The organism is Clavibacter capsici (genome assembly GCF_001280205.1).
Taxonomy (GTDB): domain Bacteria; phylum Actinomycetota; class Actinomycetes; order Actinomycetales; family Microbacteriaceae; genus Clavibacter; species Clavibacter capsici.
Genome location: NZ_CP012573.1, coordinates 2,270,212 through 2,283,515 on the forward strand (window position 1 = coordinate 2,270,212; position 13,304 = coordinate 2,283,515).

General features: G+C 72.0%; 10 protein-coding genes. 4 read left to right on the plus strand and 6 right to left on the minus strand.

Annotation, left to right across the window (positions count from 1 at the left end):
* The first annotated feature begins 53 nt into the window (after nucleotides 1–53).
* The 3 genes from efeU to efeB all read left to right on the plus strand — a co-directional run bounded on the left by efeU (nucleotide 54) and on the right by efeB (nucleotide 3,568).
* Nucleotides 54–941, plus strand: coding sequence for an iron uptake transporter permease EfeU (gene efeU, locus AES38_RS10610; protein WP_053774947.1), 888 nt, complete (start codon nucleotides 54–56; stop codon nucleotides 939–941).
* Nucleotides 942–1,013: 72 nt separating this feature from the next.
* Entirely contained in the window at nucleotides 1,014–2,225 is a 1,212-nt protein-coding gene (gene efeO, locus AES38_RS10615; protein ID WP_053774948.1) for an iron uptake system protein EfeO, read from the plus strand.
* Complete coding sequence (efeB, locus tag AES38_RS10620; RefSeq protein WP_053774949.1) at nucleotides 2,225–3,568, plus strand: iron uptake transporter deferrochelatase/peroxidase subunit; 1,344 nt, start codon at nucleotides 2,225–2,227, stop codon at nucleotides 3,566–3,568. The genes efeO and efeB overlap by 1 nt, the downstream gene beginning before the upstream one ends.
* 16 nt (nucleotides 3,569–3,584) lie before the next feature.
* On the opposite strand, the gene AES38_RS10625 is transcribed toward efeB, so the two are convergent.
* From AES38_RS10625 to AES38_RS10640, 4 genes are all read right to left on the minus strand, one after another.
* Nucleotides 3,585–4,097, minus strand: coding sequence for a hypothetical protein (locus tag AES38_RS10625; protein ID WP_053774950.1), 513 nt, complete (start codon nucleotides 4,095–4,097; stop codon nucleotides 3,585–3,587).
* A gap of 7 nt (nucleotides 4,098–4,104) precedes the next feature.
* Nucleotides 4,105–6,012, minus strand: coding sequence for a translational GTPase TypA (gene typA, locus AES38_RS10630; RefSeq protein WP_053774951.1), 1,908 nt, complete (start codon nucleotides 6,010–6,012; stop codon nucleotides 4,105–4,107).
* Between the two features lie 114 nt (nucleotides 6,013–6,126).
* The gene (locus AES38_RS10635; protein ID WP_053774952.1) at nucleotides 6,127–7,980 is read right to left on the minus strand and encodes an ABC transporter family substrate-binding protein; all 1,854 of its coding nucleotides are present in this window, start codon (nucleotides 7,978–7,980) and stop codon (nucleotides 6,127–6,129) included.
* Nucleotides 7,981–8,079: 99 nt separating this feature from the next.
* On the minus strand, nucleotides 8,080–9,771 hold the full coding sequence (locus tag AES38_RS10640; RefSeq protein ID WP_053774953.1) for an ABC transporter ATP-binding protein: 1,692 nt from the start codon (nucleotides 9,769–9,771) through the stop codon (nucleotides 8,080–8,082).
* 71 nt (nucleotides 9,772–9,842) lie between these two features.
* Here AES38_RS10640 and AES38_RS10645 point away from each other — a divergent pair, with 71 nt between their 5' ends.
* Nucleotides 9,843–10,448 carry a PH domain-containing protein gene (locus AES38_RS10645; RefSeq protein WP_053774954.1) on the plus strand — a complete coding sequence of 202 codons (606 nt, stop codon included), beginning with the start codon at nucleotides 9,843–9,845 and terminating at the stop codon, nucleotides 10,446–10,448.
* A 53-nt stretch (nucleotides 10,449–10,501) separates the two neighbouring features.
* On the opposite strand, the gene AES38_RS10650 is transcribed toward AES38_RS10645, so the two are convergent.
* Both AES38_RS10650 and AES38_RS10655 read right to left on the minus strand, forming a co-directional pair.
* Nucleotides 10,502–11,695 (minus strand): ABC transporter permease, encoded by a 1,194-nt coding sequence (locus AES38_RS10650; protein WP_053774955.1) that lies wholly within the window; start codon nucleotides 11,693–11,695, stop codon nucleotides 10,502–10,504.
* 3 nt (nucleotides 11,696–11,698) lie between these two features.
* Nucleotides 11,699–13,225, minus strand: coding sequence for an ABC transporter permease (locus tag AES38_RS10655; RefSeq protein ID WP_053774956.1), 1,527 nt, complete (start codon nucleotides 13,223–13,225; stop codon nucleotides 11,699–11,701).
* Nucleotides 13,226–13,304: the final 79 nt, after the last annotated feature.

Sequence of the window (13,304 nt, forward strand, 5' to 3'; positions counted from 1 at the left end):
CACCTCAGCAATAGGGCGCCCCCGCCGCGCCCGCCGCCCGGAGAGGCGCACCCGTGTTCGCGAACTACCTGATCGGCCTGCGCGAGGGCCTCGAGGCCGCGCTGGTCGTCACCATCCTCATCGCCTACGTCGTCAGGATCGGCCGCCGCGACGTGCTCGGCCGGCTCTGGCTCGGCGTCGGGCTCGCGGTCCTCCTCGCCCTGTCGGTCGGCGCGATCCTCACCTACGGCGCCTACGGCCTCACCTTCGAGGCGCAGGAGGCCATCGGCGGATCCCTCTCCATCGTCGCCACGGGCCTCGTCACCTGGATGGTGTTCTGGATGCTCCGCACCGCGAAGGACATGCGCTCCGAGCTGCAGGGCGCGGTCGACCGGGCCATCCAGGGCGCCGCGTGGGGCCTCGTCGCCGTCGCGTTCCTCGCGGTCGGCCGCGAGGGGATCGAGACGGCGCTGTTCCTCTGGTCGGCCGTGCAGGCCACGGGCGCCACGGCCCTCCCCCTCGTCGGCGCGGGCCTCGGCATCGTGACCGCCGTCGCGCTCGGCTGGCTCGTGTACCGCGGGGTGCTGCGCATCGACCTCGCGCGCTTCTTCACCTGGACGGGCGCGCTCCTCATCGTGGTCGCCGGCGGCGTGCTCGCGTACGGCGTGCACGACCTGCAGGAGGCGGGGATCCTGCCCGGCATCGGCGCGCTCGCGTTCGACGTCTCCGGGGCCGTGCCGCCCGGATCCTGGTACGGCACGCTCCTCAAGGGCACCGTCAACTTCTCCCCCGCCACCACCTGGCTCGAGGCGATCACGTGGGTGCTGTACGTCGTGTCGACGCTCGCGACCTACCTCGCGCTCGCGCGGCGCGGCCGGCGCGCGCGGCTCGCACCGTCCGCCGCGCCCGCGGATGCCGCTCCCCGCCTCGCCGACGCGCCGGCCGACGCCGCTGCGCGCTGACCGCCGCCCGCCCCTCCCGCTCCCCGCCCCGTCCACCGCCGGCACCGCCGGCCCGCTCCCCCACGAGGACCCATGAACCGCTCCGCCCTCCCCGCCGCCGCCCTGATCGCCGGCGCCGCCCTCGCCCTCTCGGGGTGCGTCGCGAACGCGCCCGCCGGATCCGCGGGCGACGACGGCGCCGCCGCGGCGTCGGGCGTCACGCAGCTCACCGTCGACAGCTCGGCCGACGCCTGCACCGTCTCCGCCGCGACGGCGCCGAGCGGCACCGTGTCGTTCCACGTCACGAACTCCACCGACCAGGTGACGGAGTTCTACCTGCTCGCCGACGACGGCCTCCGCATCGTCGGCGAGGTCGAGAACGTCAGCCCCGGCATCGAGCGCGACCTCGTGCTCACCGCGCAGCCCGGCAGCTACTACACCGTCTGCAAGCCCGGCATGGTGGGCGACGGCGTCGGCCGTGCGCCCTTCACCGTCACGGGCGACCAGGTCGCGCTCGCGGGCGACGCCGAGCAGCAGGGGGAGGACGCGGCCGCCGCCTACCTCGCCTACGTCAAGGACCAGGTCGGGCGGCTCCTCCCCGCCACGCAGGAGTTCGCCGACGCGTACCTCGCGGGCGACGACGACCGCGCGCGCTCCCTCTACCCCACGGCCCGCGCGTACTACGAGCGCGTCGAGCCCGTGGCCGAGTCGTTCGGCGACCTCGACCCGGAGATCGACTTCCGCGAGGCGGACGTCGAGCCCGGCACCGAGTGGACCGGCTGGCACCGCATCGAGAAGGACCTCTGGCAGCCCGCGCCCGACGCGAACGGCGGCGACGTCTACTCGCCCCTCGGCGCCGCGGATCGCGCGCACTTCGCCCAGGAGCTCACCGCCGACACGCAGCGCCTCTACGACGCCGTGCACGCGGATGACTTCTCCGTCGACATCTCCACGGTCTCCAACGGCGCCGTGGGCCTCATGGACGAGGTCGCGTCGGGCAAGATCACCGGCGAGGAGGAGATCTGGTCGCACACGGACCTCTGGGACTTCCAGGCGAACCTCGAGGGCGCGCGCGTCGCGTACGAGGGCGTCCGCGACATCGTCGCCCCGAAGGACCCGCAGCTCGTCGCCACGCTCGACGCGCGGTTCGCGTCCCTCGAGGAGGACCTCGCGGCGTACGGATCCCTCGAGGAGGGCTTCACCCCCTACGACCGGCTGACGAAGGAGCAGGTCAAGGGCCTCGCGGACGGCGTGAACGCGCTGGCCGAGCCGCTGTCGAAGCTCACCGGCACCCTCGTCGGCTGATGAGCGGGATCGAGAGCGCTCCGACCGCGGACGCCGCGGACGCCGTGACACCCGACGCCGACGCCACGGCGCCCCGCGGCGTCTCCCGCCGCGGGATCCTCGGCCTCCTCGGCGCGGGCGCGCTCGGCGGCGGCCTCGTGGGATCCGCCGCCGGCGTGATGGCCGACCGCGCCTTCGCGGGCGCGCGCCGGGCCGCGGGCGGATCCACGTACGCCTTCCACGGTCCGCACCAGGCGGGCATCACGACGCCCGCGCAGGACCGGCTGCACTTCGCCGCCTTCGACGTCGCCGACATCGACCGCGCGGGCCTCGTCTCGCTCCTGCGGGACTGGAGCGCGGCGGCGGCGCGCATGACGGCGGGCGGCCCCGCGGGCGCGCTCGGCGCGGTCGAGGGCGCGTACGACTCCCCGCCCGACGACACCGGCGAGGCGCTCGACCTCCCGCCCGCCGGCCTCACCATCACGTTCGGCCTCGGCCCGTCGCTGTTCACGACGGCCGAGGGCGTCGACCGCTTCGGCATCGCCGACCGCCGTCCGGCCGCGCTCGTCGACCTGCCGCGCTTCCCGGGCGACGCGCTCGTGCCCGAGGCCACGGGCGGCGACCTCTGCATCCAGGCGTGCAGCGACGACCCGCAGGTGGCCGTGCACGCGATCCGCAACCTCTCGCGCATCGCGTTCGGCCGCGCGTCCATCCGCTGGTCGCAGCTCGGCTTCGGCCGCACCTCGTCGACGAGCCGCGCGCAGGTCACGCCGCGGAACCTCTTCGGCTTCAAGGACGGAACCGCGAACGTGAAGTCCGAGGACACGCGCCAGGTCGAGGACCACGTCTGGGCGGACGCCGGGTCCTCGCCCGCGGAGGCCTGGATGCAGGGCGGCTCCTACCTCGTCGCCCGCCGCATCCGCATGACCATCGAGACGTGGGACCGCTCGTCGCTCCGCGAGCAGGAGCGCGTCGTCGGCCGCACGAAGGGCTCGGGCGCGCCCCTCAGCGGCGGCGAGGAGCACACCGCCCCGGACTTCGCCGCCACGGGCCGTGGCGGGGCCCCGCTCATCGACCGGGCGTCGCACGTGCGCCTCGCGCACCCGGACGCGAACGACGGGGCCGTGCTCCTGCGCCGCGGCTACAACTTCGTCGACGGCAACGACGAGCTGGGGCGGCTGAACGCGGGCCTGTTCTTCCTGGCGTTCCAGCGGGATCCGCGCACGCAGTTCATCCCCATCCAGCGGAGCCTCGCGCACGACGCCATGAACGAGTACCTGCGGCACGTGGGCAGCGGGATCTGGGCGGTCCCGCCGGGCGCGAGCCGCGACGGCTACGTGGGCGAGACGCTCCTCGGGCCGTGACCGGCCGCCGGGCGGATCAGGCCGCGGGCAGCACCACGTACGTGGCGACCGGCGACCCGAGGTCGGCCGACACCGTGACGATGACGCTGTACGCGTCCGTCGTGAAGCGGCCGTAGCCGCTCGTCGCGTCGCCCGCGACGTCGGAGTCCTCCGCGTAGCCCGCCGCATCGAGCTTGGCCCGCGCGTCGGCGAACCCGCCCTCGACGTCCGGCACCGCGACCTGCGCGACCCAGCCGGCGCCCTCGGTCGCGGCGCCCCCGCCGAGCAGCCGCCCCTCGGCGAAGGGCACGGCGTCGGACGGGAACGAGTCCGGCACGTGCCCGTCCGTGGAGACCTGCACCTTGCCCAGGGTGTCCCCCACCACGTCCTCGACGCTGTGGCGCACCTGCTTCGCGCCCTCCTGGGCCGCATCCCGGACGGCGTCGCCGACGGCGCTGCAGCCGCCCAGCACGAGGCCCGGGACGAGGACGAGCCCGGCCGCCAGCCCCCTCCTGCGGAGGGACCGTGCGGACGGGCTCGTCGTGGTCATGTTCGACCTAGGCGTTCTGCTTCTTCAGTCGCGACGTCTTGCGCTGTCGCGCGTTGGCGTCGAGCTCGACCTTGCGGATCCGCACGAACTCCGGCGTGACCTCCACGCACTCGTCCTCGCGGGCGAACTCGAGGCACTCCTCGAGCGTCAGGTTCCGCGAGGGCGTCATGCGCTCGAAGGAGTCGGAGGTGGACTGACGCATGTTGGTCAGCTGCTTCTCCTTGGTGATGTTGACGTCCATGTCGTCCGCGCGCGAGTTCTCGCCGACGACCATGCCCTCGTAGACCTCCTGGGTCGGCTCCACGAAGAACGACATGCGCTCCTGCAGGGCCACCATGGCGAACGGGGTGGCGACGCCCGCGCGGTCGGCGACGATCGAGCCGTTGACGCGGGTCGTGATCTCGCCCGCCCACTGCTCGTAGCCGTGCGACACGGCGTTGGCGATGCCCGCGCCGCGCGTGATCGTGAGGAACTCGGTGCGGAAGCCGATGAGGCCGCGCGACGGGACGACGAACTCCATGCGGACCCAGCCGGTGCCGTGGTTGCTCATGCCCTCCATGCGGCCCTTGCGGGCGGCGAGGAGCTGCGTGATCGCGCCGAGGTACTCCTCGGGCGAGTCGATGGTGAGGTGCTCGTAGGGCTCGTGCACCTTGCCGTCGACCTGCTTGACGACCACCTGCGGCTTGCCGACGGTGAGCTCGAAGCCCTCGCGACGCATCTGCTCGACGAGGATCGCCAGCGCGAGCTCGCCGCGGCCCTGGACCTCCCACGCGTCGGGCCGGCCGATGTCGACCAGCTTGATGGAGACGTTTCCGATGAGCTCGCGGTCGAGGCGGTCCTTGACCATGCGCGCGGTGAGCTTGTGGCCCTTGACCTTGCCGATGAGGGGGCTGGTGTTGGTGCCGATGGTCATCGAGATGGCCGGGTCGTCCACCGTGATGGTGGGCAGCGGGCGGACGTCCTCGGGGTCGGCGAGCGTCTCGCCGATGGTGATGTCCTCGATGCCGGCGACGGCGACGATGTCGCCGGGGCCCGCGGACTCGGTCGGGAAGCGGTCGAGCGCCTTCGTGATGAGGAGCTCGGTGATCTTCACGTTCTTGACGGTGCCGTCGTGCTTGACCCAGGCGACCTGCTGGCCCTTCTTGATCGTGCCGTTGAAGACGCGGAGGAGGGCGAGGCGGCCGAGGAAGGGCGACGCGTCGAGGTTGGTGACGTGCGCCTGGAGGGGGTGCTCGTCGTCGTAGGTGGGCGCGGGGACGTGGTCGAGGATCGCCTTGAAGAGGGGCTCGAGGTCCTCGTTGTCGGGCAGCTCGCCGTTCTCGGGCTTGTTGTCGCTCGCGGCGCCGTTGCGGCCGGACGCGTAGACGACGGGGACGTCGAGGATCGCGTCGAGGTCGAGGTCCGGGTGCTCGTCCGACATGTCGGACGCGAGGCCGAGGAGGAGGTCCTGGCTCTCGGCCACGACCTCGTCGATGCGCGCGTCGGGACGGTCGGTCTTGTTGACCAGGAGGATCACGGGCAGCTTCGCCTCGAGCGCCTTGCGGAGCACGAAGCGCGTCTGGGGCAGCGGGCCCTCGGACGCGTCCACCAGGAGCACGACGCCGTCGACCATGGAGAGGCCGCGCTCGACCTCGCCGCCGAAGTCCGCGTGGCCCGGGGTGTCGATCACGTTGATGACGATGGGCGAGCCGTCCGCGTGCTTCCCGTTGTAGAGCACCGCGGTGTTCTTCGCGAGGATCGTGATGCCCTTCTCGCGCTCGAGGTCGTTCGAGTCCATCATCCGGTCCTCGCCCTCGAAGTGGGCGTCGAACGAGTTCGTCTGCTTGAGCATGGCGTCGACGAGGGTGGTCTTGCCGTGGTCCACGTGGGCCACGATGGCCACATTGCGGAGGTCGTTGCGCGCGACTAGCGCCATAGTGCTGTCCTTCAGTGGAGAGGGTGCCGGCCTTGTCATCAAGGGAGGAGGGCGAAGAGCCGCCGTCTGCTATTCCCAGCGACCCATAGCCTACCGTGCCGACGCAACCCGGTCTCAGGGAGCGGCGGGAGCGAGCGTCCAGCGCCAGGCGTCGTCGAGGATGCCGGCCTGGTGGGGCGACACCTGGACGCCGCCGACCCTCCCCTGCATGGCCGCGACCGCGGGCCGCTGGTAGAGCGGGAGGCCGGCCCGGTCGCCGTACATGCGGCGGTCGAGGCGCAGCAGCAGCTCGCCGCGCGCGTCGTCGTCCTCGGTGCGGCTGAGCGACGCGAACAGCGACGCCACGTCGGGGTCGACCGTGGCGAGGCCGTCGCGCGCGTCGGCACGCTCCTCGTGCGCCCGGCGGATGCCGGCGACCGACGGGTAGGCGTCCTCGGTGTCGACGAGCGCGACGTCGTACGCGCCCGGCTGGTCGAGGACGCTCTCCCACTGCGGGGTCGAGCAGTCGGTCACGACGAAGCCGGCCCTCTGCGCGGAGTCGCGGATCGCCTCGAACGCGGCGACGCGGCGCGGGTCGGCGGGGTCGTAGAGCACGCACACCTCGGGTGCGGCCTGTCCGACGGAGGCGAGCAGCTGGCGCGCCTCGTCGAGGTCGACCTCGTCGAAGCGGCTGGATCCGTTGGCGCGCACCTGGTCGTCGTAGCCGTCGGCGCCGGGGGCGAGCACGAAGGAGTCGCGGGTCGTCGCGTCGGGATCCACGGGCGCGACGACCTCCCGGACGATCGCCTCCCGCGGGATGACGGAGAGGAACGCGGTGCGGACCGCGACGTCGGACATGGCCGCGTTCCGCGCCCCGAGCGTCTGGAGGTCGAGCCGCTCCCACGTCGGGGACGCGCCCGTGACGACCTTCGCGCCGTCGACCTCGGCCAGCGCGTCGACCACGTCCGCGTCGGCCTCGGGGGCGATCACGTCGACGTCCCCCGCCCGGAGCGCGGCGACCGCGGCGTCGGGATGCTCGATCGTGGACACGACGATGCGCTCGACCGAGGGCCGGTGCAGCCCGTTGTAGTACCGGTTGGCGCGCAGGGTGACGGAGGCGCCCGGGTCGATCGACTCGACGGCGTACGGTCCCGACCCGACCGCCCGGTCCGGGTGCGCGGCGATCTCGGCCACGCCGAAGCCGCGGTTCCACGCGTCGGAGATGGGTGACAGCAGCTCGGGCTCGCGGTCCTGGACCGCGTCGACGAGCGTCTGCTTCGCGCGGCCCGGGCTCGACATGTCGAGGGCGAGCTGCACCACGCTGTGCGCGGGGAGGCCGACCTCGAAGGCGAGCCGCCAGTCGGGCGTGTACTCGTCGAAGACCATGGTGATGGAGCGGCCGCCGTCGCCGATCTCGGGCGTGCGGGTCACGTGCGTGAGCACCTCGTCGGTCGCGGCGTCGAAGAAGACCGTCCCGCCGGGGAGGCCGCCCGTGTAGCCGCCCGTCGCCTCGTCCACGTAGCCGGACGCGTCGAAGCCCGGGGTGTCGAGCGCGCCGGACCCGGCGGCCCAGGCGAGCAGGAGGTCCGCGGCGTCGACGGGCTCGCCGTCGGACCAGCGCACGCCCTCCGCGACCGTGTACTGCACGGTGAGCGGGTCGCGGGAGACGACCTGCGCGGATCCGTACCCGGGATCGGTCGCGACGGACCCGTCGGCGGACACCTCCGAGAAGCGCGAGTTGGTGGCGTGCACGATCTCCCGGTTGCCGTCGGTGGAACCCGTGCGGGACGCCGCGTTGTAGGAGGTGAACGAGGTGGGCAGCGCCGCGCGGATCTCCGTGTCGGCGACCATGCCGGTGGTCGGCGAGCAGGCGGCGAGGCCCGCGACGAGGGCCAGCGCGACGGCGGCGGATGCGCCGCGGACGACCCGGCGGATCCCTCGCGGGCGCCGGGCTCGTGCGGCCTCGGGGCCTCGCGTGTCGCTGTCCATCGCCGTCGATCCTACGCGAGGGGCACGACGAGGCCCGCCGCCCGCGCGCCCCCGCGAGGGGGTGCGACGGACGGCGGGCCGGGTCGTGCGGGGTGCGGATCAGGCCGCGGGCGGCTGCTGGTCGCGCAGGGCCTCGCGGAGCTGGCGGCGCTCCTGCTGCTGGTCGGGGTCCGGCAGCGGCACCGCGGCGATGAGCTTCTGCGTGTACGGGTGCTGCGGGTTCCGGAGGATCGACTCGGTCGGCCCCTGCTCCACGATCTTCCCGTGGTTCATCACGACGATGCGGTCGGCGAGGAGGTCGACCACCGCGAGGTCGTGGCTCACGAACAGGCACGCGAACTGGAGCTCCTTCTGGATCTCCTGCAGCAGCTGGAGCACGCGGGCCTGCACCGACACGTCGAGCGCCGAGGTCGGCTCGTCGGCCACGAGCACCTTGGGCCGCAGCGCGAGCGCCCGGGCGATGCCCACGCGCTGGCGCTGACCGCCGGAGAGCTCGTTCGGGTAGCGGTTGCGGAAGCTGCGCGGCAGCTCCACCTGGTCGAGCAGCTCCTCGACCCGGTCGCTCTGCTGCTTCTTCGAGAACTGCCCCGAGAGCTCGAGCGGCTCGCCGATGCTCTGGCCGATGGGCCAGCGCGGGTTCAGCGAGGAGCCCGGGTCCTGGAACACGATGCCGATCTCGCGGCGCACGGCGCGCAGGTCCTTGGCGGAGATGCCGGTCATGCGGCGTCCGGCGACCGTGAGCTCGCCGCCCGCGACGGGGAGGAGGCCCACCGCGGCGCGCGCGATGGTGGTCTTGCCGGATCCCGACTCGCCCACGACGCCGACGACCTCGCCGGGGTGGATGTCGAACGAGGCGCCCGTGACCGCCCGGAACGCCGGCACGCGGCCGAGCTTCGGGTAGTCGATGTCCACCTCCTTGAGGGAGATGGCGGGCTCGGTGGTGCGCTCGGCGATCTCGACCTGCGAGGCCTCCCCCGTGCCGAGGTGCGGCACCGAGGCGAGCAGCTGCTTCGTGTACGGGTCCTTCGGCGACTGGAAGATCTCGCGCACCGAGCCGCGCTCGACGATGCGGCCGCTCTTCATCACGATGACGTTGGTCGCGAGGTCGGCCACCACGCCCATGTCGTGCGTGATGATGACGATCGCGCTGTTGAGGCGCTGGTGGAGCTTCCGCAGCAGGTCGAGGATCTCGGCCTGGATCGTCACGTCGAGCGCCGTGGTGGGCTCGTCGGCGATGAGCATGTCGGGGTCGCAGGAGAGCGACTGCGCGATCATCGCGCGCTGGCGCTGGCCGCCGGAGAGCTGGTGGGGGTAGGAGTCGAACGCCTTCTCGGGATCCGGCATCTCGACCAGCTTCAGCAGCTCGAGCGCGCGCACCTTGGCGACGGACGGGATGATCGACTGGTGGACCCGCAGGGCCTCCACGATCTGGAAGCCCACCGTGTAGACGGGGTTGAGCGCGGTCATCGGCTCCTGGAAGATCACGGCGATGTCGTTGCCGCGCGCCTTCCGGAGCGTGGCCTGGTCGGCGCCGACCATCTCGACGCCCTTGAGCTTCGCGCTCCCCCGGACCCGGCCGTTCTTCGGCAGGAGGCCGAGGAGCGACATGGAGCTGACGGACTTTCCGGAGCCGGACTCGCCGACGATCGCGAGCACCTCGCCCGGGTTGACCCGGTAGTCGATGTCGACGGCCGCGGGCATCCACTCGTCGCCGACCCAGAAGTCGACGCCGAGGCCGGAGACCTCGAGGATGGGGACGATCGGGTCCGCCCCGTTCGCGTGAGCGCTCATGCTGCGGCCTCCTGGCTGCTGGAAGTGGGGGTGTCGAGGGGCGCCCATGCGGGCCGTGGGACGATGTGGCCATGGACCAGCCCGTCGTCATCCGCCCGTCGTTCGGACGCCTGCTGACCGTGATCGTCTCGGCGATCGCGGTCCTGGTGCTCGTGAGCACCGTGGTCGGGGGTCGGGCCGACCTCCTGCCGACGGCCGCGTGGGGCCCGGTGATGCTGGCCTACGCGGCGTGGCTCGTCTTCTGGCACCCGCGGGTGCGCATCGCGACCGAGGGTGTGGAGATCCGCAACGTCCTCCGGACGCACGAGATCTCGTGGCCCGCGATCCGCGACGTCGACACCAAGTGGGCCCTGAACATCACGACCGCGCACGAGCGCGTCACGGCGTGGGCCGCTCCGGCGCCCGGTCGGCACTCGAACGCCTACATCACCACGAAGGAGGAGCGGAACCAGCCGTACCTCAGCGCCATGATGCAGGACGCGCGCCGCGGCGACCTGCCGCGCACCGACTCCGGCGACGCGGCCACGGTGATCCGCCTGCGCCTGGCCGCCCTCCGCGAGGCGGGCCACCTGGGCGGCCCGGTCGAGGAGGAGGGCCGGCGCGTCCGCACTCACTGGGCGGAGATCGCCGTGCTCGCGGTGCTCGTCGTCGCGACCGTGGTGAGCGGCCTGGTCTGAGAGCGGACCGGCGGCCGTGCCGCGGGTGAGCGGCCGGGCCGTCACGGCGACCGTCACCGGCCGTCCGCGCCGTCGGGTGCCCGGCCGTCGGCGGGGCCGTCGGCCTGGGCGCCCGGACGCGCGGATCCGACGGGCGGCGGGACGCGGACGCCCTCGGCGCCGGATCCGGTCGTCGGACCCGCGTCGCGGCGGTTGCGACCCGTGAGCATCGCGAACATCTGCTTGTAGGGGCCCTGTCCGCCCGGCATGCGCCGCTGGCGCGGGTCGAAGGCGTCGCGGAGGCCGTCGCCGATGAAGTTGATCGACAGCGCGATGATGATGATGAACAGGCCCGGGAACCAGAACAGCCACGGCCGGGTCGCGAAGGCGCCCTGGTACTCGTTGATGATCTGGCCCAGCGACACGTCGGGCTTCACGATGCCGAACCCGAGGAACGACAGGGCCGCCTCGAGCAGGATCGCCGCGCTCATGAGCAGCGTGGTCGACACGATGACCACGCCGATCGCGTTGGGCAGGATGTGCCGGAACACGATGCGGCTGTTCGACGCTCCCGCGACCCGGGCGGCGTCGACGAACTCGCGCTCGCGCAGGCTGAGGAACTCGCCGCGCACCAGGCGGGCGAGCGACGGCCAGCCGATCAGGCCGAGGACGATGCCGAGGACCACCGCGCCGAGCCCGCCGAAGGTGCGACCGAGGACGGCGGCGATGACGATGACGGGGATGACGATGATGAGGTCCGTGAAGCGCATGAGCAGGGAGTCGATGCGTCCGCGGAAGAAGCCCGAGACGGCGCCGACGACGATGCCGATGAACGCGGCGATGATGCCGTAGAGCACCATCACGACGATGGACTGCTGCGTGCCGCGCATGACGCGGGCGAAGATGTCGCGGCCGATCTCGTCCTGGCCGAAGGGGTGCTCGCCGAACTGGAAGGGCAGCACCCACGTCGGGTTGCCGCCGTTCACGATGGGCGACGCGTCCTCGTAGCCCCACAGCCACCAGCCGGGGATGCGGAGGCCGAAGAACTGGATGCCCACGGACGAGTACACGAGGATCGCCATCAGCAGGAGGATCACGAGCGCGGTCATCGCGCCCTTGTGGCGGAGGAACCGACGGCGGACGACGGTGCCCTGGCTGAGGCCCTCGACCTCGCGCTGCTCGATCGTGAGCTCGGAGTTCGCGCCGCCCTCGGGGAGGTTCGGGTCGTTGTGGGGGTCGTTGGGGTTCCCCATCAGTGCGTTGGACATGTGTCAGCTCACCCGGATTCGAGGATCGAGGACCGAGTACAGGATGTCGGCCAGCATGTTGAAGATGACGGTCAGGATGCTCGTGATCAGGATGAACCCCATCAGCGGATTGAGGTCGGTCTTGGTCAGGGCGTCCTGGAAGACGGAGCCCATGCCCTTCCAGGCGAAGATCGTCTCCGTGATCACGGCGCCGCCGATGAGGCCGCCCACGTCGAAGGCGATGACGGTGGCCACGGGGATCATGGCGTTGCGGAACGCGTGGCGCATGATCACGGTGCGCTCGGTGAGGCCCTTGGCCCGCGCGGTGCGCACGTAGTCCTGGTTCATCACCTCGAGCAGGCTCGCCCGCGAGTAGCGGGAGTAGCTCGCGACGGAGATGAGGAGGATCGCGATGGTCGGCAGCAGGAGGTGCGTGTAGCTGTCGAGCATGCCCTGCCAGATCGAGCCCTGGAGGCCCGGGGTGACGGCGCCGACGGTGGCGATGGGACGGCCGCGCGTGTTGGTCACGTAGTCGGGCCAGACCTGCATGACGCGGTCGACGATGATCAGCAGCGCGACGAGGCCGCCCGTGATGCCCGCGCCGCGGGCGACGATGGGCTTGTCGTTCTGGCCGACCACGTAGCCGACGACCACGCCGACCACGGCGAACGCGACGATGAGCACGATCGTGATCCACCAGGGCGCGGAGACCGTCAGCACGTACTGCAGCGGGTACCAGAGCGCGGCGCCGAGGACGGCCATCCCCAGCGCCGAGTAGAACGCACGGCGGTTGCGCAGCCCCGTCGACAGCGACGTGATGAGCACCGCGATGAGCGCGCCGAGCGCGCCGATGAGGAGGATGCCGAGACCGGGCCGCGAGAACCAGTCGGTCGCGAGCAGGTACACGAGCACCGCCGCGGTGATGACCGTCGCGGACCCGAACACGATGAGGCGCGGCTTCGGGTCGCCGCCGATGATGCTCATCCACACGAAGCCCGAGACGAGCGACAGGACGACGATGAGGACCGGCGGAATAGTCGGGTTCACGAGGAAGTCGTTGAAGCCGATGGCGACGTACTGCTTGAGCAGCACGGCGACGAAGAAGATCGGCAGGGAGAAGAAGAGGAACGACGCGAACGTGACCGTGTAGTCGTAGCCGCTGTACTGGCGGAGGGCGGTCGTCATGCCGATGGAGACGCCGATGAGCACGGCGATGATCGTCGCGATCGTCACGAGCTGGATGGTCTGGCCGGCGGCGTTGGCGATGAGGTCGTTGACCTCGCGGCCGTCGATGGCCTTGCCGAGGTCGATCTGGCCGATGAACACCTTGAACACTCCCCCGAGCCAGAGGAAGTAGCGCAGCGGGGACGGGACGTCGAGGTCGAGGAGGTCGGTCCGGGCGGCGATGAGGGCGTCGCGGTTGGGCGACGGGCTCTCGCGCAGGTCCCCGAGGGGATCACCCGAGTTGGCCGCCAGGTTGTAGATGATGAAGCTGGCGCCCAGGAGGACGAAGAACGACGCGACGAGGCGTCTCAAGACGAAGGTAAGCACAGGGCGACGACGTCCCTTTCTGTGATCGGCCAGGGCTCGTGACCCGACCCGACGAGAGCATACGCGGCCGGATCCGTGG